This window comes from Agathobacter ruminis, from assembly GCF_002735305.1.
GTDB classification, from domain to species: domain Bacteria; phylum Bacillota; class Clostridia; order Lachnospirales; family Lachnospiraceae; genus Roseburia; species Roseburia ruminis.
Genome location: NZ_PDYG01000087.1, coordinates 26,288 through 48,797, shown reverse-complemented (window position 1 = coordinate 48,797; position 22,510 = coordinate 26,288). Strand labels below are relative to the sequence as shown.

Here is a 22,510-nt window from a genome sequence, read left to right as displayed (position 1 = left end):
ACCACTGTTTAATTTTATCGAACCGGGACTTAAAAGTCAAATCCTAGTTGGTAATTGTCTGCTCTGTTTCCTTATCAAATACATGAATCTTAGAAACATCAAGAGCAAGCTTAACCTGATCGCCATAACGAGCCGGAGTATCAGAATTTACACGAGCGGTCATGTTTGCACCTGCGATTGTGTAATACAATAATACTTCTGCACCAAGCAATTCGTATCCGGTTACTTCAGAGCTTACGATGCTCTCAGAGAATTTCTCAAGGCTGTCTGCATCATCATAGATGTCTTCCGGACGAATACCCATAACAACGGTCTTTCCAACATATCCGCCGTCAACAAGCTTCTTAGCCTTTTCGCTTGGAAGAGTTACCTTGAAATCAGCAAACTTAAGAGCTGCTCCGGAACCTTCTGCTACAACTTCTGCATCAACGAAGTTCATCTGAGGTGATCCGATGAATCCTGCTACGAATAAGTTGTTCGGCTCATTGTATAACTTCTGAGGAGAATCAACCTGCATGATTACACCATCTTTTAATACAACGATTCTGGTACCAAGTGTCATAGCCTCGGTCTGATCATGGGTTACATAGATGATGGTAGCACCAAGTCTGTTATGTAATGAAGAAATCTCAGATCTCATCTGTACACGAAGCTTAGCATCAAGGTTTGATAAAGGCTCATCCATAAGGAATACCTTAGGATTACGAACGATTGCACGACCCATAGCTACACGCTGTCTCTGTCCACCGGAAAGAGCCTTTGGCTTACGATCCAATAATTTCTCAAGGTCAAGGATGCGAGCTGCCTCTTCAACCTTTGCCTTAATTTCATCCTTCGGAACCTTACGTAACTTTAATCCGAATGCCATATTATCAAAAACGGTCATATGAGGATACAGAGCGTAGTTCTGGAATACCATTGCGATATCACGATCCTTTGGCTCTACGTCATTCATCAGCTTTCCGTCGATGATCAATTCACCGGAAGAAATCTCTTCCAAACCGGCAATCATACGAAGTGTAGTAGACTTACCACATCCTGAAGGTCCTACGAAGATGATGAATTCCTTATCTTCTACTTCAAGGTTGAAGTCCTTAACTGCCTCAAATCCGTTTGGATAAACTTTGCAAATGTTTTTCAATGATAAACTTGCCATTATAAAATACCTCCTAAAGTATTATCAATTTCATAGCCTTTCGGCTTCTCTGAAATTATAATACCCTAAGAGGCATTTTGTTAGAATTGTCAAAATAGATAATATTTTGGCATCACATTTGTTATTTTGACGAACCACCGTACTTTGGTACTAAAGCTTTGAATATCCGTAGCCGTTTACCATCGCTTCAATCGGATGACCCTTTTTGCAGAACGGACATTCATGTACCGGATATGCTTCATATCCCGGAATATCATTCTCGTCAAAAAGATAGTCAATCTCATATCCTTCGACATTGTCCACGGTCGAGAATACGGAGCATACCATCTCCACAATTCCTCCATAGTACTGAATGCATTCGAGCGCACGGCGAATGGTATCACCTGTTGAAGTGGTTGCAAACATCAGGACGATATGCTTGCCCTGGATGGCCATTTTGTTGTTGTCTCGAAACAGCATTTGATTGTTCGCATTGATTTCCGGAGAAACCACATAAGTCGTCTCGTGCATATTATAATTGCGATAACCGTTCTTCTCGAGTTCTTCCGCAAGAAACGCTCCGATTACCTCTGTCTTGTCCATACATACAATGGTATCCACAGCTTTGGTCATCGGAATCTTTTGCTGAAAAGCTCTTGCTGCAGCTTTTGCCTCATTGATACGGGTTCCGATACTGGTCACATCAATATAATAATTGATATGGGAGTGACTGGTCGCGAAATGTCCCGGAATGGCATGCATTGCAAGATTGTTGCCCTGTTTCGAATAGAATTTAATTTTTCTTTCTTCCATAATTAAAAACCTCCCCATAGAAAAATTTATGATCTGCCGGTGCTTCCGAATCCTCCGCGATTGCTGTTGCCAAGATGCTCCGTCATTTCAAAACGGATCTTCGGCTGATTTTCCATAATACGGAATTGCGCAATACGGTCGTTGATATGGATTTCGGTGTCACGCGTTGCATACATCGGTACGAACCACTGATCCTGATCTCCACAATAAGAGCAGTCAATGATTCCCATGCTGTTTACCTGGATCAATCCCCAGGTTTTGAATGTTGAGCTGCGCGGAACCACATGTGCCTCATAGCCCTGTGGCAGTTCCATCGCGATGCCGAGCGGAATCAGTTTGAATTCTCCGGCTTTCATTACTACATCTTCAGCCGCACGCAAATCAATCCAGTCGCTCTTTCCATCAATATAATCCAATTTTTCAATCTGATTGCTCAGATATTTGATTCGAATTGTCTGTTCCATCTTTTTTCCTTATCCTTATTCCCATTCCAGTGTGCTATGCTCTGACTTCTTGTCGCGCATCATCAAGGATTCCACAACAGATGAAGCCTTTTCGTTTTCGAAAAGCACACGGTTCACGCCTTCGATAATCGGCATGGAAACCTGATATTTCTTTGCGAGCGCAAGTGCGGCTTTTGCAGAATAAATGCCTTCCACTACCATCTTGACTTCTTTGGTGGCCTCTTCCATGGTCATGCCCTGTCCCATCAGCATTCCCGCTTTTCGGTTGCGACTGTGACGGCTTTGGCAGGTTACAATCAAATCGCCGATGCCGGTCAATCCTGAAAGTGTTTCTTCGCAGGCGCCCATCTTGGTGGCGAGTCTGGTCAGCTCAGCGATTCCGCGTGTGATCAATGCCGCCTTGGTATTGTCTCCATATCCGAGTCCGTCTGCCATTCCTGCAGCAAGCGCAATCACATTCTTCAATGAACCGCCCAGTTCCATACCAAGCACATCCGGGCTGGTATAGACACGGAAAACGGAATTCATAAAAATATCCTGAATTTTTTCAGCGGTTTCTCTCTTATGCGCACCTGCAACCACAGTAGTAGGGAGTCCGATTCCGACTTCTTCCGCGTGGGAAGGTCCACACATTACAGCAACCGTTGCAGCCGGGATTTCCTGCTCGACAATATCACTTAATGTCATCAGTGTATCCTCTTCAATTCCCTTTGCAACGCAGACAATAATCTGTCCTTTTGCAACATATTCCGCCATGCGCTTTGCCGTGCTTCTGGTAAATACGGAAGGTACTGCAAGTACAATCAAATCCATCTCACGGATTGCCTGCGAAATATCGGTTGTAAATTCTATACTGTCCGGCAATTTGACGCCCGGCAGTTTGTCCAAATGCTCATGATGCTCACGAAGCATTTGAATTTCCTCTTCCACAATCGACCAGACAACGACATGATGTCCGTTATCGGCCAAAACTTTTGAAAGTGCGATGCCCCAGCTTCCGGCACCGATCATTCCGATTTTATACATGTTGATTATGCCTCCTAATTACGATTGATCTGATTTTGAAAAATGAATTTTGTTTTCGGTTCCGTTCAGCAGGCGAACAATATTCGTGCGATGACGGATAATTGCCATAAGCGTAAAGCAGATGGTAATAATCACAAATTCATTTGCATAATTGCCGGAAACACCAAGGATTCCATTGCGGTAAAATACAAAGATTTGCAACAAAAACAAAAGTACTCCGACAATCGATCCAAGAGAAACATATCTGGTGATCAGGACAATCAGGATAAATGCCAAAAAGCACACCGGAACGGCGAGCGGACAAATTCCAATGACCACTCCGGCTGTACAGGCGATTCCCTTTCCGCCTTTAAATTTCAGATAAACCGGGAAATTGTGTCCCAATACCGCACCAAATCCGGCATATAAACATAATACTTTGATCCAGTCTTCCGCGATGCCGTGAAAAATCGCCCATACCACAGCCATTGCAACAATTGCCTTTAAGCAGTCTCCTGCAAAAGTAATCAATCCGGCTTTAATTCCCAGTGTACGAAGAGTATTGGTCGTTCCGGAATTGCCGCTTCCATGTTCACGAATATCAATTCCTTTTCGTTTTCCATAAATATATCCGGTTTGAAACAAACCAAAAATATATCCGATTACAACAGCAATCACTCGATATAATACAACCATTATCCTTCGTCTTTCCTCTCTCTTACGATAAATTTCAATGATGTTCCTGCAAATCCAAAGGTATCACGAATTCGATTCTCGAGATATCTTGTATATGAGAAATGCATCAAATTCTTGTCATTGACAAAAATGACAAATGTAGGCGGCTTTACAGCGACCTGCGTAATATAATAAATCTTTAAGCGTTTGCCCTTATCCGTCGGAGGCTGCTGCATTGCAACCGCTTCCGCAACAATTTCGTTCAACACACCGGTACCGACACGCATGCTGTTATTCTCAATTACCGCATCCATTGTCTCAAAAATCTTTGGCAGACGCTGTCCCGTCAATGCAGAGATAAAGAGAATCTCCGCATAAGGCATAAAGCTTAAAATCTGTCGGATTTTTTGTGTATATTCCTTAACGGAATCGTTGTTCTTTTCGACTGCATCCCACTTGTTGACACAGATGATGATTCCTTTTCCACGCTCGTGTGCGATTCCGGCGATCTTTGCATCCTGTTCGGTGACACCCTCCGTCGCATCGATAACAAGCAATACCACATCGGCGCGTTCCACTGCGGTCACGGCACGAATGATACTGAATCGTTCGATTTCTTCTTTGATTTTGTTCTTGCGGCGAATTCCTGCCGTATCAATCAGAATATAATCTTTTCCGTTATAACGGATTTCGGTATCAATTGCATCTCTTGTCGTTCCGGCAATATTGGATACAATCACGCGATCCTTTTGCGCAAGTTTGTTGACCAGAGAGCTCTTGCCGACATTCGGCTTACCGATGATTGCCACACGCGGTCTGTCATCCTCTTCTTCTTCGTTTGACTCCGGTGGGAAGTGTTTCACCACTTCATCGAGCATGTCGCCGAGTCCGAGTTTGGATGATGCGGATACCGGGAACGGCTCACCGATTCCAAGATTGTAAAATTCATATACATCCGGCATATATTTATCAAAGTCATCCACCTTGTTTACCACAAGGACAACCGGCTTGTTGGAACGGCGCAGCATATCAGCCACTTTTCCGTCCGCATCCTGCAGTCCCTGGCGGACATCCACCAGAAACATAATGACATCTGCCGTATCGATTGCGATCTGCGCCTGCTCTCTCATTTGAGAAAGGATGACATCTTTGGAATCCGGTTCGATTCCGCCGGTATCAATCAGTGTAAAATTATAATTCAGCCAGGAAACCTCCGCATAGATACGATCACGCGTCACGCCCGGAGTATCCTGCACAATGGAGATGCGCTCTCCCGCTAATGTATTAAACAATGTAGACTTTCCGACATTTGGTCGTCCAACCACTGCTACAATTGGTTTACTCATTTCTTACCTCATTTTCGTGATTCTGTTAATGCCTGTAACAAATCCAGACCGCTTGATTTTACAATAGATATCTCAATTTGTAAAGCTTCTTTGACATCATCAAGCGTCCAGTCGTCCAAAAATACTTCTTCATCAATGCGCAGCATATTGCACGGGATCAGCAACCGTTCTCCCAAATCGCGCTCTTTTAATTGTGCGACCAGATCCTGCGCTGTAATCAGACCGGATACGGTGATCCGCTCTCCAAAAAAATCATTGCGAATGTCCACGACATCGATCTCGTAATTCGGATGTTTCTCACAGAACCATCCGCACAGCTTTTGCAGTAGCGGCGCTGCCAGTCTGCCTGTTGCCACCGTCAGTTTGTGTGGTCTGTCGTCGTGCATCGTCTCATTTGCCAGCGCTTCTTTGAATTCTTCTTCGAGAAGACGCATCATGCCAACGCCGTTTTCCAACTGGATATATCCGTCATATCGCTCCGGCTCCGGCATCGGAAGCCCTGCGGTCAAATACCATTCATCAGATGCCTGCACGAAATGAATGCCATGCTTTTCCATGCAGATTTTCTGCCATTTTTCGATGATGGCAATCACATTTTTTGCATCTTCTTTTTCAAACGGTTCGAGTTTTGCCAGGCCTTCCCGATACTTTGTCAGGCCAACGGGAACAATCGAGAGGCTTTGCATATAAGGAATATATTTTTCCAGGTCACCGATTGTGCGATCCAATTCCGCGCCATCATTGATTCCTTTGCACAAAACGACCTGACCGTTCATCTCAATTTCATGTTCATAAAGAATATCTATCTTTTTTAACGCATCACCGGCGAAGCGGTTATGCAGCATTTCACAACGCAATTGAGGATTGGTGGTATGAACCGAAATATTAATCGGTGCAAGATGATAGCGAATGATTCTCTCCAGATCATGGTCTTTCATATTGGTCAGAGTAATATAATTGCCCTGCAAAAAGGAAAGGCGGGAATCATCATCTTTGAAATAGAGTGTCTCACGCATCCCCGGCGGCATTTGATCGATGAAACAAAATACGCACTTGTTCGAGCAGGACTTATAATCATCCATCAGGCCGTTTTCAAAAATAATGCCCAGGTCTTCGTCATAGTCCTTTTCGATTTCCAGTTCCCATGTTTCCCCGTCTTCTTTCTCGACAAGGACTTCAAGATATTCATCATTTGCAAAATAATGATAATCAAAAATATCTTCGAGCTCATGTCCGTTGATGGACAGCAGCTTATCACCCGGGACCAGCTCCAGCTCTTCTGCGATGCTTCCCGGCTTCACTTCTTTTATAATATGACTTCTGTCTTTTTGTTCTGTTACTTTCTTACTCATATCTATTATTATAAGCGAAAATGAGCTCCTTTAAAAGAGCTCATTTTCATTGGTTTATTGGCCGATTTCACCGGAGATTGTCAAATCGTTCTCGTCGCGGATGAATCCATATACTTCAAGGCAGTTGATGATATTGGTACACCTTGGGCCGAATGTGATGTTCTTGGTGGCAATGCATGACCCATCCGCCTGCAGACCGAATTCATAATCATAATCCACCTGAAGTTCCCAGATTGACTCCTTAATTTTCTCATATTGCGGCTTTGGAATCAGGAAGTTAAATTCAATCGAATCGGCATAGGTGCTTTCCATCGGAACATTTCCATCCAGTTGAAATCCCCAATATATATACGGTTGCATATTTCCTTCTTCATAATCCCGGATTACCGCATCATAGAGTTGTTTGGCAAATTCATCGTTTTCGCCTCGGAATCCTACTGTTTCCCCCTCATCCTCAAGATAATCCTGAAAGACAGCACCGGTCAGATTACTGCGGGAAAGGGTCTTCATCCCCAGCCCATTTTGCATCAGATTCTCAGTCTTGCTTTCCTCTGTACGAATCATCTCGAGCACATATGCGGCTTCCTGCGATTGCATGTTCAAAGAATACTGACGCGATATCCTGTTGCCGTTCTTCAGGCGATATTCCAGATTCACGTAATATTCTTCACTATCCGTCGCTATATTTTCGGCCACGCGATCCTGCAATACAGATTTGTGATCGAGAATATATTTTTGTAAGTCCACCACAAATTGCAAGCCTTCATCCTCATTGTCATAGCACAAAGTGTAATCGAGCAAACATGTAGCCTGTTCGATGTTATCGACAGAAGGAATATACCGTTCCTGAATGCCTGCCATGCCACGCGCGCCAAGAAATGCCAGCACCAAAGCCCCTGCAAATCCAAGCATTTCTACGCATAAACGCTTTTTGAATATGCGAAACGAGCGGGCGATCAGCATCTGCGTAATACAAAAAGCCAGCATGCCGCCTACCATGAAAATTGCAAAAATCGTCGGATAATTCAGGCAGATATCCACTTCCAGCAATACAATAAACAGCGTAATTGCAAAGGTCGCACCAAATCCGATTCCGATGGTCCATCGCATGACCGGACGCATAAACGGAATTGCAACCATATCTCCTGCATATTCGATTTTGCGTTTCTTGTACATAAACCAGCTGAGCACAAAAAAGCATAAGGCAATCAAAAGAAATCCGATAATATATCCCAAACCTTCATATTGGATGGAGCTCATGGTATACTCCAGATCTCCTGCCGAATATACGGCTCTCGCAGAGAGTTTCTGCCACATAAATACGATCGGTGAAAGGAAATCCATCGGTTTCTGCGCGGAAAAATCAAACGAACTGAGAGGAAGTCCATATGCAAATACCATCCGAAACAGGGACAATACATAATAGATAATCTCATAGGCAATATTAAAAAACAGATAATAAAACACGACAGCAATGCTGTTGCCGGCCATAAAGACACAAAAAGTCGCCAGTGAAAATAAAAAAACAGAGATGATCACCGCGCTTATAAACCATTGTAACAGCGGGAGCATAACCGGCACATGATAGCCCGCACAAAGCAGCACGCTGGCAATAAAGACAATGAGCTCCGGTCCGATCATCATCGTAAGTCCGGACACCACATTGGTAATCAGTAATTCTTTTCTTGTCACGGGAAACGCATGCATCATATATGCATTTCGTGCATGATTTAGATATTGGAATACCACAATTGCAGACAAAAGACTCCAGACTGTACAAAGAGAAATCATGAATCCCGGATGCAGGCAATCGTAAACAGCCTCAATCATCGCTGCACGGCGCAATTGTTCTGTCTCCCTGTATTCTGCCATGGTAAACAGCAGACCGATATGAATCGGCATCAGCATGACAATAATTGCCAAAAAGCTGCCCCAGACAGGCCAATAGGAGGCAATATTCTTTTTGAAAATGGTCGGATTAAAATAAGATTTCTTTGACTTCATAATCTGCTCCTCCCATTTCATAGATAAAGATTTCCTCCAAAGTCAACGGCAGAATATCGACAATTGTCTTTTCTCCCTTATCTGCCAGTATTTCCTGGACCGCAACATCACGGTCACCGCGCACAATCAACGTATGGACGCGACCTGTATTTGACATATGTAAGATTTTAAAATTCTCCGACAAATGCGGAATGCCACCGAAACATGCCACCTGGATTTTGAAAATATTATCCTGCAAATCCGAAAGGGAGCGTTCTATCATGACCTTTCCCTTGTTCATGATGCCGACATGATCGCAAACATCCTCAAGTTCTCTTAAGTTGTGTGAAGAAATCACAACCGTCATATTGCGCTCTTCCACTTCGGACAATAAAATATTCCAAATCTGGCGACGCATAACAGGATCAAGACCGTCCACCGGCTCGTCGAGTATCATAATCTCCGGATGAACACAGATTGACAGCCAGAATGCCACCTGCTTCTGCATTCCTTTCGATAGATTGCGGATATTGCGTTTTACATCGATATTCGGAAAAAATTCCTGCATGCGATAAAATGTTTTCAAATCAAAACTGGCATACAATCCCCTGTAATATCGCATCATTTCCATGGTATTTGCCTGCATGAAATAAAAAATTTCATCCGGAATATAGGCAATTTTCCCCTTCATCTGTGCATTTTCAAATATTTCTTCCCCGTTTATAAAAATCTCACCGGCATCCTGACGATAAATGCCCGTCAAATGACGGATGATTGTACTTTTTCCGGCCCCGTTTGGTCCGACCAGACCATATACATCGCCCTGATTCACATGCATATCAACCCCGTCAAGAGCCCTGATTCCATCAAAAGATTTAATGACATGATTCACTTCTATCATCGTTGGTTTCTACCTCTTTCCTGTCCTCCAATAGCCGGCTGCACAATTCATCTCTGCTCACCGATTCCCGTTCCAATTCTTCCACCAGCTGATCAAATTCCCGCAAAAGTTTCGCGCGGTATTGTTCATTGATGCTTACGGCAACATAATAGTCGCCGCCATCCTCATACAGATAGCCAAGCTGCTGCAGATGCTGATAACTTTGCTCAATCATTCTCGGATTCAGTGTCATCGTTGCCGCCAGTTCTCGTATCGCCGGCATTTTTTCATCCCGCAGGACTGCACCGGTCTCAATCAGCCTGATGATTCCTTCTTCAATTTGCAGACGAATCGGTTTTGAACCTCTGAAATTGAGTTGTACCATAACCGCGCTCCTTCCAACAGATTTGCATAAAATAATAGGTATATGCATTATCATATACCTACTTTATCAAATTTATGCCGATAATCCTTTAAGATGCGCAGAATAAATTCTTAGGATTTTCTTAATTTTTGTTTCAGGCTTCAAATGCATTTTTGATCAAGCGGATTTGTTCCCCGATAATTGCAACAACATCAAATCTCATCTCGCAATCAACGGTTCCGACTTCTTTCATCAAATAATAATTGGCGGCTTTGATAATCTTTTTTTGTTTTGCATAATGAACCGCTTCCTCCGGAAATCCGTGGCGATCACTGTCGCGATATTTCACTTCTACAAAACATAGATATTCCCCGTCTTTTGCCACCAGGTCGATTTCCCCGAACCGGCTTCTGTAATTGCGATGCAAAATCCGGTAACCGTTTGCTTCCAGATATTCTGCCGCCACCTGTTCCTTGCCGGTCCCTTTTTGGCGTAAATTCTCCATATTACTCCCATCCTGTCACAGACTTTCTCAATAATTGATTTTGCTTTTCAGTTTGTCCATATCATCCACAAATACCAAAATTTCTGCGACCACCTCATACAGTTCCGGCGGAATCATATCACCGATTTTCAGCCGTGACAGGGTATCTGCCAGTTTGTTGTCTTTATATAGCGGAACATCCGCCTCTTTTGCCGTCTCTATGATTTTTTCGGCGACAGCACCCTTTCCCGTTGCAAGAATCTTTGGCGCAGTCTCGCCCGGCTCGTATGCAATCGCGACGGCGGTTTTGTCGTTTGCTTTTTGTTCTTCCAATGCCATAATTATGCCCTCATATCAAAGGAATAACGATGTACCAGTCCGATTGATTTTGTATCCTGTTTCATGAAATCTTCCACAAAATCAATTTTGTTTGCCTCATTGACCACACTGATATTGCAGTCGTATCCTTTGCGACGCAACCGTTCCGACAGTTCATCGGCATGTTCCATCACAAGATCATAGCTTGCTTCATTGTCAAAATAGAATTTGGTGTCTACCTTACGGTTTCGCATTTTTACCGAGACATCGGTCGATCCCAAATGTTCCATGTCAAGGTGCAAAAAGGCACTCAGTTCATCATCGTCTCCTGCCGCCTTTTTGTTGGCATATACATATAGTTCTCCGGCCACATTTTGTCCGTTCATCTGTAACGGAATCTGAACATATTGATATGTCTGATTGACCTGATTCATAAAATCCACATTATTGCGAATCTCATTTGCCATCTGTGTCAATGCCGGCGCCTCCTGCCCGGTTGCACGAACTGCCGACTCAATCCGGTTCAGCTGATTCTTCAAATGATCATACAGTCTCGAAACCTGATCGGATTCCTTTCCTGCGAGATCCTGTGGTTTTAGCAACCATTGCTGTTTCATTGCTTCCCTTGCAAGTGTCTTGATTTCACTCGATCCAAGCAGCTTGAGCAATGTACTTCGGTCCGCATCTGTTAATTCGCTCATTCCTTTTGCGATTTCCTGCAGCAATTGCATCGCATTTTGATTCGGTTCCAAAGTCATATTATTCGGCAACAAATCTGCCTCGTATAAATTATTGGTCAAATTAGAAATCTCATTTTGTGAGAAGACAGCGCCGAGTGATCCGCCAGGGTATTGGTTTTGCGGATTCACCTGCTCAGGGTTTGCCGATTCCGCAACATCCTGTAAAGCCACAGTCTCGTTCAAACCATTTCCCAAAGTGTCGGTTTCCGCAGCCACAGTTTCTGCAGCCACAGTTTCCGCAGTTGCTGCTTCCATAGCCGCATTTTCCAGACCAGCTGTTTCAACAGCAGGATTTTCGGTCAATATATTTACTGCCGGATTTTCCATCGGCAGATTTTCTGTCGAAAGATTTTCGCTGAGGATCTGCAGCACATCTCCGGCCATTCCGGCCAGCGCCTGCCCCGGCAGATTTTCGTTTGCAACCACATCCGGAAGCGCTTCCATAAATTGATTCAGCTCATTGGTGATGGCCTGTCTGTCATTCGCATAATTTTCAAATTGCGAAATCATCTCCGGTGTCGTAGGCAATTTCAGATTTGTCATCTCAACCAACGTCTCAACATTGGCCGTTGGATTGTTGGAAAGCACACGTGCCATCTGCACCAGCGAATCACGATTGACCGGCATTGCCTTTTCCATCATGGAATTCACCATTGTCAAATTGGTCTCGTCCAACGGAAGATTCGCCTGGGAAAGCGCATTCATCATCGTCAGATTAACCTGATTGCCGTTCAGTGTAAACGGGCGAATGGCTATCGTATTTCCGTCATTGGATTTTACCTGAAAAAACAGAGACTGACCCTGTGTCAGGGAAATGGATGCGTCCAGTCGCGCAGACAGTGTCTGCCCGTTTGAGAGGCCTAGAAGCACTCTGCCGCCCTTGATGGAATTGACTGTTCCTTCGAAGATATTTCCCTGTGTCAATTCGGAAAGATTCGACACCAGCTTCTGTGTGCCCATTTGGGATGAGACCGGTGTCGGTTGCGATGTTGAATTGTGATACATTCCCAACAAGTTGGACAATTGCATTTCCAATCCTCCAATGATTACAAAAAGTTCTTGATAAAACTACGTCTGTGAATTGGTGTCGGACCGTATTTTTTTAATGCTTCAATATGTTCGGCCGAACCATAGCCCTTATTGGATGCAAATCCGTATTGCGGATACATCTTGTCATATTCCACCATCAGGCGATCTCTCGTCACTTTTGCGACAATGCTTGCCGCGCCGATAGAAATGCTCTTCGCATCTCCCTTTATAATCGGAATCTGTCGAATGGTCACCTCCGGAATGGTCACTGCATCATTGAGCAGCAGATCCGGCTGTTGCGACAGATTAGAAATTGCTTCACGCATTGCTTCATAAGTCGCCTGTAAGATATTGATTTCATCGATACGCTCCGGCGTATTGACGCCGATTGCGACCGCAACCGCTTTCTCCATAATTTCTTCATAAAGCGCCTCGCGCTTTGCTTCCGATAATTTTTTGGAATCATTGATATAAAGGATGTCACAATCCTTTGGCAAAATAACGGCGCCTGCCATAACAGGGCCTGCCAACGGGCCACGGCCAACCTCATCGATTCCGCAAATGAATTCATAATCCTGATATTTCTTTTCGTAAAATTTTAATTGCTCAATCCGCACCTTTTCCGCCTCAAGTTTGTTCAACCGTTTACGCGCCGATTCCACAATTTTTTGAACTCCACTTCTTTCATCATCCTGATACATTTGGATAAATGCACCCAGATTTGCATCTTCCGTCTCTTTTAACAAAGCTTTGATGCTGCCGATTTTTTCTTCCATTTCTATGCCATCTCCAATGATATTCTACCCAATTTGCCGCTGCGAAATTCATCCAGTACCAGAATGGCAGCTTTTGCATAATCCAGCTCACCGCCGTTCTTGATACAATTGCGCTGTTTGGCAATTGCAAGCAGAACCTGTGCATCCTCATTTTCTTCCTCGATGTCATAGCGTGCAGCCAAAGCACCCGGATAGTTCGCCTTCAGATAGCGAATCAGTTCCATAGCCAATTCATCGATATTGAGAATATCATCATTAATCGAACCTACCAGGGCCAGACGCAGTCCGACGGTCTGATCCTCAAATTTCGGCCATAAAATTCCCGGTGTATCCAGCAATTCGACATTCTTATTCAGGCGAATCCACTGTTTCCCCTTCGTAACACCCGGCTTGTTTCCGGTCTTTGCAACCGCTTTGCCGGCGAAAGAATTAATGAAAGTACTTTTCCCGACATTCGGAATACCGACTACCATCGCTCGAACCGGGCGATTCTTGATGCCGCGCTTTCTGTCGCGCTCGATTTTTTCTTTACACACATCCATAATGACATTATGAATCTGATTCATATAATTCTTGCTGCGCGCATCCAGACAGACGACTGCATATCCCTTTTCTTCAAAATACCTGGTCCAGCCTTCCGTTGCCTTTGGATCCGCCAAATCATTTTTGTTCATCAGAATCAGACGGAATTTATTCTTTCCAAGCTCGTCAATATCTGGATTTCGACTGGACTGCGGCAGTCTGGCATCTACCAGTTCCACCACCAGATCGATCAATTTGATATCTTCCTGCATTTGGCGCTTTGCCTTTGTCATATGTCCGGGATACCAGTTAAAATTTGTCTTTGTCTCATTCATAAAATTGATTACTCTTTCGCTTTATTATTGTATATATTATCGGACAAATCCCATATTTCCTAAAGACGAGAACCGATACCACGCCTTTCCTTCTATATAGGATTTCTTGATGACACCGATATTGGCATATCGGCTGTCCTCACTGTTGTTGCGGTTGTCTCCCAGCACAAAATACTCATCCGTGCCCAGTTCAATCGGTTCTGCGGCAATGCCTGCATTTTCGATGGAAGCAACCTCCGTCTCTTCCTCGTAAAACTGATTATTGATATAAACCGCACCGTCACGAATTTGAATCGTATCGCCCGGTGTTCCAACGACACGGCGCACATAATAATGAGATTTTTCGTTGCCGTTCGGCAAAAATACAATCACATCTCCCGCTTTTGGTTTCGTAAATGTATAACTGAAGCGATTGACGAACACATCCTCACCATTCAGCAGGCTTGGCTCCATCGCATTTCCCACAACCTTTGTGCGATAGCAAAATAAATAAACCAGGAGCATTGCAACCAACATCACGGCCAGCAATTCCACTACCCATGACATGATTTCCTTGAACAGTCCCATGTTAAATTTTTTTCTTTGCTTTCCGAAATTTAATCCACTCTTTCTTCTGCGTCTCATAAAACCCAATTACTTCCTTTACCTTTATCCTATCTATTATATTCTATCCCCCTACCCCATTTCAATAGACCATCCAAAAAACCTGTTCCCATTCACAGCCGACTGAGACAAAAAAAGATCCTGTCAAAATGACAGGATCTTTTACGCAGTTCTTATTTTACAAGTTCTTTAACCTTTGCAGCCTTACCTACACGGTCGCGTAAGTAATATAACTTAGCACGGCGAACCTTACCATGACGAACAACTTCAACCTTCTCTACGTTTGGAGAGTGAAGTGGCCAGGTTTTTTCTACACCAACACCGTTTGATAACTTACGAACGGTGAAAGTAGTACGGTTGCTTCCGCCCTGCTTCTTGATAACTGTTCCTTCGAAAACCTGAATTCTTTCACGGTTTCCTTCTTTGATTTTTCCGTATACCTTAACAGTATCACCTACGGAAAACTCAGGAGCATTCTCTTTCAACTGCTCAGCTTCAATGTTCTTGATAATTTCGTTTGCGTTCATTTTGTGACCTCCTAATGTTTTGACATTCTTAATGCTACTATGATTCGCAACAGAGGAACATCGCCTTCTTGTCTATTCACAACCACGATATTATAACATGCCTTTTGTATTATAGCAAGTGTTTTTTACTGGCTAAGTGAACTCGCATAGTTTGACATTGCAGTGGTGAGATTGGTTGCATCGATCACCTTGCAATTGCTGACGATATAAGTGGAAAGTTCTGTCAGATCATTGGTTGTATCGGAGCCCTGCATACCCATTGCAGTCATTGCTGCAATCAGCATCATGGCAGCATCCTCATTCTCTCCGGCCTGAAGCATGGTCTCGCAATCTGTGACAATGGACTTGGTTTCTGTATAATTTGCAAGCACATAATATAAATCCTTGGTGATGGTAGCGGAAGATAATGTCCAGTTTTCTCCTGTTGCAGTAGTAAATGCTACATCTGTATCCTTATCAGCGCCAAGAATAGTAAGAAAGCTTGCTTCATCGGTAATGGTGTCCCCAAATACTTTTGATAACAAAGATCCGTCCGCAGGAGCAGTTCCGCCGCCCAAAGTTTCGGTTTCTGTTTCTGTTGTAGGGACAACCGGTTCCTGTGTTTCTGTTGCAACCGGCTCGGTTCCTGCATTCTTGACATCATCCGGAATGGTAAGGCTGCCTGAGCCATAATTCGCGGAGAAAGAAATCTTGCATGCGGAAATCTTTACATCCACGAGAGAAGCTGCCGCAGACTCGATTGACTGCATTGCTTCCGAATCCATCGACAAATCAAAATAGGTTGCAAATAATGTCTCGCTGTCAAATTTTGCGGACATTACAATATTTCCTTTTAATGAGCTAAGATCCATATTGGCCTGCTTTGCATAATCTGCAGCGCCATCCACATCTGCCAGTTCAGACAATGGAAGCTTGTAGGTCAGTACATATACATCATCTTCGAGCTCTAAAGTGGCATTCTCATTCTTTTTGTCATCGATTTCCTTCTGCAGATCATCGATGTATTTTTCGATATCGCCCATACCCATTTTAGAAGTCAGATCATTGATCTCATCTTCTGCGGACTTGTCCGATACGGACCAGGTATTTGTAGCGGAATCAAGTGTATAAGAATGTTCCTTGTCGGTCCAGTTCTCTACTGAATCGCTCTGTGACTGAGCGCCAGCTTCCACACTGTAGGTTCCCTTTACATAAGTGATTCCGTTTGCTGCGGAAAGATCCATATTCACGGATAAGCCAACCTTGGTTCCGGCTGTAATACCAAGTGTTGCAAGGGTATCTCCGTTTACGGTTGCGCCAAGTTCTGCAGTCAGTTTTCCGTCGACCTTTTTGTCGCCGATATTCTCTGCAAGATTCTTGTTTGCATCATATAACTCTTTGACTGTCGGCAATTTCTTCTTTTCACCGCAACCGGTGGCAAGTACTGCAACACCAACGGTGGCAAGTACAAGTGTTCCTAATGCTTTTCTTTTCATAAGCCCTCCTGTGGTTGTATCATGCAGATACTGTCTGCCGATACATAAAATCCTGTTTTTTTATAAAGTTCCTGCATATCAGACTGTTCTTTTGGAAGATAGACAAACGGAACCTGACCGTTTTCGAGCATCTTATTGCACAGATAGGTAACCAGTGCCATCGCAATATGTTTGCGCCGCAGTGACGGTTCCACATATAACTGCCCGATACTGCCATCCCGCTGTAATGCAATCACAGCGGATGGGATATCCTGATAGCAGGCAACAAAGGCAAGTGTCATATCCCCGGGATTCAATCCCCATTTCGCAATCAGTGCTTCATGCGCCTTCTCATATGGCACAATCGAAATACCTGCCGAACCCTTTTTCCCATCTTCGCAATACAGTCCGCGTATCGGAAGCTTCTCGCGCCTTGTCAGAGCACCAATCAAATATTCTTTGCAGTCCTCTCCAAATGCACAATATGTACTATGTTCCACAAAAATTGCATTTTTGTCAAGGGTCTTAGGTACTATAAATGTTTCTGTCTGCGGCTCATAGCATGCATGATAATAATATCTTTCATCCGAAGAAATCAAAACGCATCCGCTTTCATCCTCTTCGACAAGAGACAGATACCCACGTGAAATTCCCTCTATCATATCCATATGATAGATTTTTTTGCGGGATAGTTTTTTGCTGATTTCCTGTAATTTTTCGTATTTTTCGTACAGGTCCGGTCTTCGGCTTTTCGTGCGTTTCATCGACTGTTCCAGTCGCCATGCACGGATATCTCTCGTATTTCCGGACAAAAGCACCTGCGGTACTTCCCTGTCATGCCAGACGCGAGGACGCGAATATTGCGGATATTCCAGCAAATCACCCTGAAAGCTCTCCGTTTCTGCCGAAATCTCATTATGTAGAACACCCGGAACGAGTCTTGCAATTGCATCAATCATCACCATGGCGGCCAACTCACCGCCGGTCAATACATAATCTCCGATGGAGACATAATCCGTCACACATTCTTCGAGCACGCGCTCATCGATGCCTTCATAATGACCGCAGAGAAAGATCAGTTCCTCCTCCTTTGCAAAATCCTGCGCCATGCGCTGGTGAAAAGGCAGTCCCTGTGGTGTCACATAAATGACTCTGCACTTTTTTTGTTCTGTCCGAACCGATTGGATCGCACGATAAACAGGCTCCGCCTGCATCAGCATTCCGGCGCCTCCACCATAAGTATAATCATCCACCCGCTTGTGTTTGTCCTCAGAAAAATCACGGATATTCACAGCATTTACGGATATTGTTTGATTCTCGATTGCACGCCCGATAATACTTTCGTGCAATCCCGCATTTACCATTTCCGGAAATAATGTCAAAATTGTAAAATTCATAAATACGCTCCCGTTTGATTCGTGAAAAAAAGGGCCATGTCAAATGACACAGCCCCATATCTGCTATTGAACAATCTCAACAACGACTTTTTTGTCTTCTCGAGTAGAAGCAGCCTTAACAACAGAACGAATTGCCTTAGCAATGCGACCCTGCTTTCCGATTACTTTCCCCATATCAGACGGTGCAACAGATAATTCCAAAACGATAGTTCTACCGTTTTCAGTCTCTGTAACAGTGACTTCATCCGGGTTATCAACGAGCGCTTTAGCAATTACCTCAACTAATTCCTTCATGATAATCACCTCGTTTTATCAGAACTATTTTTCGATTCCAGCTGCCTTAAAAATTCTTGCTACAGTCTCAGTAGGCTGTGCTCCGTTTGATAACCACTTCTTAGCAAGCTCTTCATTTACATGATATTCTGAAGGATCCTTGGTTGGATCATAAGTTCCGATTTCCTCGATGCAACGACCATCGCGAGGTGCGCGAGCGTCTGCTACTACGATTCTATAGAAAGGAGCCTTCTTCTGTCCCATTCTTCTTAATCTGATTTTTACTGCCATTTTTGTTTCCTCCTAGAAATAAATAATTAATTGTTTACTTTTTTATTAAAAAGGTAGTCCTTTGAACAAACCTCTTTTACCTTTTTTCCCGAATCCGCCCATCTGCTTCATCATCTTTTTCATCTGCTCAAATTGTTTGATCAGACGATTGACATCCGCAATGTCCACTCCTGCGCCTTTTGCAATACGAATCTTGCGGCTCGGATTGAGCAGGTTTGGATTCTGACGTTCCTTCGGTGTCATGGAATAGATAATCGCTTCCGTGCGCGCCATCTGTTTCTCAGCCGCATCTGTATCGATATCCGGCATCTTGCCTTTGGCCATGCCTCCCATGCCGCCCATCATCCCCGGCATCATTCCCATGATGCTGGAAAGACCGCCCATCTTTTTCATCTGACTCATCGAATCAAGATACATCTCAAAGTCAAATTCGTTTTTGCGCATCTTTTGTTCCAACTGACGCGCCTTCTCCTCATCGATGTTCTCTTGTGCCTTTTCGATTAACGAAAGCACATCGCCCATTCCGAGGATTCTGGAAGCCATTCGGTCCGGATAAAACTGTTCCAGATCCGACAATTTCTCGCCCATGCCGGCATAAAGAATCGGCTTACCGGTAACCGCACGAATGGAAAGTGCCGCACCGCCACGGGTATCACCGTCAAGCTTGGTCAGGATGACACCGTCGATTCCAATTTTATCATCGAATGTACTTGAAACATTCACCGCATCCTGTCCGGTCATCGCATCCACCACAAGAATGGTCTGGAATACCGAACATGCTTCTTTTATTTCAATCAATTCCGCCATCATCTCTTCATCGATATGAAGACGACCGGCAGTATCGATAATCAAAACATTGCATTCCGTACGCTTTGCTTCTTCCATCGCAGCTTTTGCGATTTCGGAAGGTCTGACTTTGTCTCCCATTTCGAAGACCGGAACGCCCTGTTTTTCTCCATTGATTTTTAACTGCTCAATTGCGGCCGGACGATAAATATCGCAGGCGGCAAGCAATGTCTTTTTGCCTTTGCTCTTAAATTTTCCGGCAAGTTTTGCTGTGGTTGTCGTTTTACCGGCACCCTGCAAACCAACCATCATGATGACGGTCAATTCTTTTCCGGGCCGAAAGGCAATCTCAACGGTCTCAGAGCCCATGAGGGAAACCATTTCCTCATTTACAATCTTGATTACCATCTGTCCCGGATTCAAACCGTTCATGACATCCTGGCCGATTGCACGCTCTTCAACTGATTTTACAAACTGCTTAACAACTTTAAAATTAACATCCGCTTCGAGCAAAGCCATCTTAACTTCTTTTAAAGCAGCTTTTACATCCGCCTCTGAAAGTCTGCCTTTGCCGCGCAGATTTTTAAATACATTTTGCAGTTTTTCCGATAAACTGTCAAAAGCCATAAATCATCCTTTATAATTGTTCCAAAATCTTAGAAGCCAGTTGCGAAATGCAGGTAACCGACTCTTTTTGCGACTGATTCAGTTGCTGATCGGCAAGCAATTTTTCAAGTTGCTGATGCATCTGTGTCATCTCACTTTTGATGGCAAGAAACCGTTCCAGCAAATGGAGCTTTTGCTCATATCCGAGCAGTTTCTGATCCACACGCCGAATGATATCGGATACGCCCTGACGCGAGATTCCTTCCTCTTCTGCGATTTCGGAAAGTGATAAATCATTATAGACCACATCTTCGTATATTTTACGCTGATGCTCATTTAAAATTTCGCCATAAAAATCGTATAAATACGCTTGCTGTATCTTCTTATCCATGATTACACCTTGAGTATATTACCATAGCGGCAATATGCTGTCAAGTATTTTTTCTTGACACCTCTACGCGTTCACAACCGCATTCTTGATTTCGTTTGCATATTGCTTGCAAAGAGCATCATCTTCACATTCCACCATGACGCGAACCAGAGGTTCCGTACCGCTCTTTCTGAGCACGACGCGGCCTTTGTCTCCCATCTTCTGCTCACAATCTTTGACACAGTCTTTGACACTTTGCGCAGCCAGTGCGGCATCCGGATTCGGAACCGTCACATTAATCAACACCTGCGGATACAAAGTCACATCACTGACCAGGGCAGACAATGGACATTTCTTTTTGATCAGCACGCTCATCACCTGAAGTGCGGTCAATACACCGTCTCCTGTGGTCGCATATTTGCTGATGATAACATGGCCGGACTGTTCTCCGCCGATATTATAACCATGCGCATTCATCTCTTCGGAAACATACTTGTCTCCGACTGCGGTCTGTACATTCGCAATGCCCTGACGCTCGAGCGCTTTTGTGATGCCAAGGTTGGACATAATGGTTGTGACAACCGTATTGTCCTTCAAGGCTCCCTGCTCTTTCAAATAGCAGCCAAGAATATAAATAATCATATCTCCGTCGACAATATTGCCGTTTTCGTCGACAGCCAGACAGCGATCGGCATCTCCGTCAAACGAAAAGCCGATGTCCAGCCGATTCTGACGAACATATTTCTGCAGTTCTTCAATATGGGTTGAACCACAGTTGCGATTGATATTAAATCCATCCGGCTGATTGTTGATGACAAAGGTATCTGCACCAAGCATATCAAATACGCTCTTTGCAATCATAAAGGAAGCACCGTTTGCACAGTCGAGACCAATCTTGTAGCCGCGCATGGATTCATTTAATGTGGTCGTCAGATAATTCATATAATGATTTCTGCCCTGCATATAATCCTGCGCTCTTCCTACCGCTTCATTTTCAGCAAGTTCCACGGTTGTAATACCGTCAATGTAATCCTCGCACTGCTGGAGAATTTCTTCGTCCATCTTCATTCCGTTTCCGTCGATGATTTTAATTCCGTTATCATAAAACGGATTGTGGCTGGCCGTAATCATAATACCAAAATCATATTTTTCGGTTCTGGTAATATAGGACACACTCGGTGTCGTCGTAACATGAAGCAGATCCACATCACAGCCGGTTGAAGTCAGTCCGGCAACCAGCGCATATTCAAACATATATCCGGAACGACGCGTATCTTTTCCGATGACGCATCGCGCATTCTCTGTTTTCCCTGAATAATAATACCCCAAAAATTTTCCGATTTTGATTGCATGGTCCACCGTCAGGACTTCATTTACTTTCCCACGGAATCCATCTGTTCCAAAATATTTCATCTGTAATCTCCTTTTTACAGTATTTATGTTTCAATGATTGATATTTGCATCCTCTATCAAATCAGGCCCGGCAGCAGATGAATGGTAATTATTTTCTCATCCAGATCCACTGATTTCACACAGTCACGGATTGCCGGTATCAAAATTTCCTTGCCATCCTCAGTCTCAATCACATAGACATCATTGGCACCGGTCTGCATGACATCCACGATTTCACCCAGAGTCTCCCCCTCGTCCGTCATCGCAGAAAGTCCGATCAAATCCGCCACATAATATTCATTTTCCTGTAATGGAATTGCATGATCCCGGTCCACATATAATTCCGCATTCCGATATTTCTCGACATCATTGATATTGTCAATCCCTTTGAATTTCAAAATCACCAGATTTTTGAAAAAGCGGGCCTGAACGATCTCAAGTTCTCTTTTTTCTTTGCCGTTATCCAGCAAAACTTTTTTGATTTTCTTAAAACGCATCGGATCGTCTGTCGTCGGGAATACTTTCACTTCCCCCTTCACACCATGCGTTGTGGTAATGACGCCTACACGAAATAAATCTTCCATATTCAC

General features: G+C 43.9%; 25 protein-coding genes and 1 pseudogene. All 26 read right to left on the bottom strand.

Features of this window, described 5'->3' with window-relative positions; genetic code table 11:
• Positions 1 to 43 precede the first annotated feature (43 nt).
• The 26 genes and pseudogenes from CSX02_RS10180 to rimM all read right to left on the bottom strand — a co-directional run bounded on the left by CSX02_RS10180 (position 44) and on the right by rimM (position 22,504).
• Positions 44 to 1,156, bottom strand: a complete 1,113-nt coding sequence (locus CSX02_RS10180; protein ID WP_031543365.1) for an ABC transporter ATP-binding protein — start codon at positions 1,154 to 1,156, stop codon at positions 44 to 46.
• 150 nt (positions 1,157 to 1,306) lie between these two features.
• A complete protein-coding gene (locus tag CSX02_RS10175) occupies positions 1,307 to 1,948 on the bottom strand; it encodes a type I phosphoribosyltransferase (RefSeq protein WP_031543366.1) in 642 nt (213 codons plus the stop codon).
• A 26-nt stretch (positions 1,949 to 1,974) separates the two neighbouring features.
• Positions 1,975 to 2,412, bottom strand: a complete 438-nt coding sequence (locus tag CSX02_RS10170) for a dUTP diphosphatase (RefSeq protein ID WP_099386600.1) — start codon at positions 2,410 to 2,412, stop codon at positions 1,975 to 1,977.
• A 15-nt stretch (positions 2,413 to 2,427) separates the two neighbouring features.
• Complete coding sequence (locus CSX02_RS10165; protein WP_031543368.1) at positions 2,428 to 3,438, bottom strand: NAD(P)H-dependent glycerol-3-phosphate dehydrogenase; 1,011 nt, start codon at positions 3,436 to 3,438, stop codon at positions 2,428 to 2,430.
• Between the two features lie 18 nt (positions 3,439 to 3,456).
• On the bottom strand, positions 3,457 to 4,113 hold the full coding sequence (gene plsY, locus CSX02_RS10160) for a glycerol-3-phosphate 1-O-acyltransferase PlsY (RefSeq protein WP_099386599.1): 657 nt from the start codon (positions 4,111 to 4,113) through the stop codon (positions 3,457 to 3,459).
• A complete protein-coding gene (gene der, locus CSX02_RS10155; RefSeq protein WP_031543370.1) occupies positions 4,113 to 5,438 on the bottom strand; it encodes a ribosome biogenesis GTPase Der in 1,326 nt (441 codons plus the stop codon). The genes plsY and der overlap by 1 nt, the downstream gene beginning before the upstream one ends.
• 8 nt (positions 5,439 to 5,446) lie before the next feature.
• On the bottom strand, positions 5,447 to 6,790 hold the full coding sequence (locus tag CSX02_RS10150) for a DUF512 domain-containing protein (RefSeq protein WP_051637878.1): 1,344 nt from the start codon (positions 6,788 to 6,790) through the stop codon (positions 5,447 to 5,449).
• 54 nt (positions 6,791 to 6,844) lie between these two features.
• A complete protein-coding gene (locus tag CSX02_RS10145; protein ID WP_143248175.1) occupies positions 6,845 to 8,794 on the bottom strand; it encodes a hypothetical protein in 1,950 nt (649 codons plus the stop codon).
• Entirely contained in the window at positions 8,769 to 9,674 is a 906-nt protein-coding gene (locus CSX02_RS10140; protein ID WP_099386597.1) for an ABC transporter ATP-binding protein, read from the bottom strand. The genes CSX02_RS10145 and CSX02_RS10140 overlap by 26 nt, the downstream gene beginning before the upstream one ends.
• The gene (locus CSX02_RS10135) at positions 9,649 to 10,038 is read right to left on the bottom strand and encodes a GntR family transcriptional regulator (protein WP_099386596.1); all 390 of its coding nucleotides are present in this window, start codon (positions 10,036 to 10,038) and stop codon (positions 9,649 to 9,651) included. The genes CSX02_RS10140 and CSX02_RS10135 overlap by 26 nt, the downstream gene beginning before the upstream one ends.
• Before the next feature lie 133 nt (positions 10,039 to 10,171).
• Entirely contained in the window at positions 10,172 to 10,522 is a 351-nt protein-coding gene (locus CSX02_RS10130) for a YraN family protein (RefSeq protein ID WP_099386595.1), read from the bottom strand.
• 27 nt (positions 10,523 to 10,549) lie between these two features.
• Positions 10,550 to 10,840: an EscU/YscU/HrcU family type III secretion system export apparatus switch protein gene (locus CSX02_RS10125; RefSeq protein ID WP_099386594.1), complete on the bottom strand. Its 291-nt coding sequence runs from the start codon at positions 10,838 to 10,840 to the stop codon at positions 10,550 to 10,552.
• Between the two features lie 2 nt (positions 10,841 to 10,842).
• Positions 10,843 to 12,564, bottom strand: coding sequence for a flagellar hook-length control protein FliK (gene fliK, locus CSX02_RS10120; RefSeq protein WP_189281499.1), 1,722 nt, complete (start codon positions 12,562 to 12,564; stop codon positions 10,843 to 10,845).
• A 41-nt stretch (positions 12,565 to 12,605) separates the two neighbouring features.
• Complete coding sequence (locus CSX02_RS10115; RefSeq protein ID WP_031543386.1) at positions 12,606 to 13,364, bottom strand: ribonuclease HII; 759 nt, start codon at positions 13,362 to 13,364, stop codon at positions 12,606 to 12,608.
• A 2-nt stretch (positions 13,365 to 13,366) separates the two neighbouring features.
• Positions 13,367 to 14,221, bottom strand: coding sequence for a ribosome biogenesis GTPase YlqF (gene ylqF, locus CSX02_RS10110; protein WP_031543388.1), 855 nt, complete (start codon positions 14,219 to 14,221; stop codon positions 13,367 to 13,369).
• Positions 14,222 to 14,257: 36 nt separating this feature from the next.
• A complete protein-coding gene (gene lepB / locus CSX02_RS10105; RefSeq protein WP_099386592.1) occupies positions 14,258 to 14,845 on the bottom strand; it encodes a signal peptidase I in 588 nt (195 codons plus the stop codon).
• Between the two features lie 152 nt (positions 14,846 to 14,997).
• Positions 14,998 to 15,351, bottom strand: a complete 354-nt coding sequence (gene rplS, locus CSX02_RS10100) for a 50S ribosomal protein L19 (protein WP_031543393.1) — start codon at positions 15,349 to 15,351, stop codon at positions 14,998 to 15,000.
• Between the two features lie 125 nt (positions 15,352 to 15,476).
• Complete coding sequence (locus CSX02_RS10095) at positions 15,477 to 16,826, bottom strand: hypothetical protein (protein ID WP_099386591.1); 1,350 nt, start codon at positions 16,824 to 16,826, stop codon at positions 15,477 to 15,479.
• Entirely contained in the window at positions 16,823 to 17,107 is a 285-nt protein-coding gene (locus tag CSX02_RS14195) for a GNAT family N-acetyltransferase (RefSeq protein ID WP_456297894.1), read from the bottom strand. Before CSX02_RS14195 ends, CSX02_RS10095 begins: the two co-directional genes overlap by 4 nt.
• Before the next feature lie 390 nt (positions 17,108 to 17,497).
• Positions 17,498 to 18,202: pseudogene (gene trmD, locus CSX02_RS14190) on the bottom strand (tRNA (guanosine(37)-N1)-methyltransferase TrmD); the annotation flags it as partial.
• 63 nt (positions 18,203 to 18,265) lie between these two features.
• Complete coding sequence (locus CSX02_RS10085) at positions 18,266 to 18,496, bottom strand: KH domain-containing protein (protein WP_031543399.1); 231 nt, start codon at positions 18,494 to 18,496, stop codon at positions 18,266 to 18,268.
• 24 nt (positions 18,497 to 18,520) lie between these two features.
• Entirely contained in the window at positions 18,521 to 18,766 is a 246-nt protein-coding gene (rpsP, locus tag CSX02_RS10080; protein WP_031543401.1) for a 30S ribosomal protein S16, read from the bottom strand.
• Between the two features lie 45 nt (positions 18,767 to 18,811).
• Positions 18,812 to 20,179: a signal recognition particle protein gene (gene ffh / locus CSX02_RS10075; RefSeq protein WP_031543403.1), complete on the bottom strand. Its 1,368-nt coding sequence runs from the start codon at positions 20,177 to 20,179 to the stop codon at positions 18,812 to 18,814.
• A 10-nt stretch (positions 20,180 to 20,189) separates the two neighbouring features.
• On the bottom strand, positions 20,190 to 20,549 hold the full coding sequence (gene ylxM / locus CSX02_RS10070; RefSeq protein WP_031543405.1) for a YlxM family DNA-binding protein: 360 nt from the start codon (positions 20,547 to 20,549) through the stop codon (positions 20,190 to 20,192).
• Positions 20,550 to 20,612: 63 nt separating this feature from the next.
• Complete coding sequence (gene glmM / locus CSX02_RS10065) at positions 20,613 to 21,941, bottom strand: phosphoglucosamine mutase (protein ID WP_031543406.1); 1,329 nt, start codon at positions 21,939 to 21,941, stop codon at positions 20,613 to 20,615.
• A gap of 56 nt (positions 21,942 to 21,997) precedes the next feature.
• Positions 21,998 to 22,504: a ribosome maturation factor RimM gene (rimM, locus tag CSX02_RS10060; protein WP_031543407.1), complete on the bottom strand. Its 507-nt coding sequence runs from the start codon at positions 22,502 to 22,504 to the stop codon at positions 21,998 to 22,000.
• Between the last annotated feature and the right edge of the window lie 6 nt (positions 22,505 to 22,510).

Coding starts and splice junctions, on each gene's coding strand:
- CSX02_RS10180 (WP_031543365.1), bottom strand. CDS start 1,156: ATGGCAAGTTTATCATTGAAAAACATTTGCAAAGTTTATCCAAACGGA.
- CSX02_RS10175 (WP_031543366.1), bottom strand. CDS start 1,948: ATGGAAGAAAGAAAAATTAAATTCTATTCGAAACAGGGCAACAATCTT.
- CSX02_RS10170 (WP_099386600.1), bottom strand. CDS start 2,412: ATGGAACAGACAATTCGAATCAAATATCTGAGCAATCAGATTGAAAAA.
- CSX02_RS10165 (WP_031543368.1), bottom strand. CDS start 3,438: ATGTATAAAATCGGAATGATCGGTGCCGGAAGCTGGGGCATCGCACTT.
- plsY (WP_099386599.1), bottom strand. CDS start 4,113: ATGGTTGTATTATATCGAGTGATTGCTGTTGTAATCGGATATATTTTT.
- der (WP_031543370.1), bottom strand. CDS start 5,438: ATGAGTAAACCAATTGTAGCAGTGGTTGGACGACCAAATGTCGGAAAG.
- CSX02_RS10150 (WP_051637878.1), bottom strand. CDS start 6,790: ATGAGTAAGAAAGTAACAGAACAAAAAGACAGAAGTCATATTATAAAA.
- CSX02_RS10145 (WP_143248175.1), bottom strand. CDS start 8,794: ATGAAGTCAAAGAAATCTTATTTTAATCCGACCATTTTCAAAAAGAAT.
- CSX02_RS10140 (WP_099386597.1), bottom strand. CDS start 9,674: ATGATAGAAGTGAATCATGTCATTAAATCTTTTGATGGAATCAGGGCT.
- CSX02_RS10135 (WP_099386596.1), bottom strand. CDS start 10,038: ATGGTACAACTCAATTTCAGAGGTTCAAAACCGATTCGTCTGCAAATT.
- CSX02_RS10130 (WP_099386595.1), bottom strand. CDS start 10,522: ATGGAGAATTTACGCCAAAAAGGGACCGGCAAGGAACAGGTGGCGGCA.
- CSX02_RS10125 (WP_099386594.1), bottom strand. CDS start 10,840: ATGGCATTGGAAGAACAAAAAGCAAACGACAAAACCGCCGTCGCGATT.
- fliK (WP_189281499.1), bottom strand. CDS start 12,564: ATGTATCACAATTCAACATCGCAACCGACACCGGTCTCATCCCAAATG.
- CSX02_RS10115 (WP_031543386.1), bottom strand. CDS start 13,364: ATGGAAGAAAAAATCGGCAGCATCAAAGCTTTGTTAAAAGAGACGGAA.
- ylqF (WP_031543388.1), bottom strand. CDS start 14,221: ATGAATGAGACAAAGACAAATTTTAACTGGTATCCCGGACATATGACA.
- lepB (WP_099386592.1), bottom strand. CDS start 14,845: ATGAGACGCAGAAGAAAGAGTGGATTAAATTTCGGAAAGCAAAGAAAA.
- rplS (WP_031543393.1), bottom strand. CDS start 15,351: ATGAACGCAAACGAAATTATCAAGAACATTGAAGCTGAGCAGTTGAAA.
- CSX02_RS10095 (WP_099386591.1), bottom strand. CDS start 16,826: ATGAAAAGAAAAGCATTAGGAACACTTGTACTTGCCACCGTTGGTGTT.
- CSX02_RS14195 (WP_456297894.1), bottom strand. CDS start 17,107: ATGACACTTGCCTTTGTTGCCTGCTATCAGGATATCCCATCCGCTGTG.
- CSX02_RS10085 (WP_031543399.1), bottom strand. CDS start 18,496: ATGAAGGAATTAGTTGAGGTAATTGCTAAAGCGCTCGTTGATAACCCG.
- rpsP (WP_031543401.1), bottom strand. CDS start 18,766: ATGGCAGTAAAAATCAGATTAAGAAGAATGGGACAGAAGAAGGCTCCT.
- ffh (WP_031543403.1), bottom strand. CDS start 20,179: ATGGCTTTTGACAGTTTATCGGAAAAACTGCAAAATGTATTTAAAAAT.
- ylxM (WP_031543405.1), bottom strand. CDS start 20,549: ATGGATAAGAAGATACAGCAAGCGTATTTATACGATTTTTATGGCGAA.
- glmM (WP_031543406.1), bottom strand. CDS start 21,941: ATGAAATATTTTGGAACAGATGGATTCCGTGGGAAAGTAAATGAAGTC.
- rimM (WP_031543407.1), bottom strand. CDS start 22,504: ATGGAAGATTTATTTCGTGTAGGCGTCATTACCACAACGCATGGTGTG.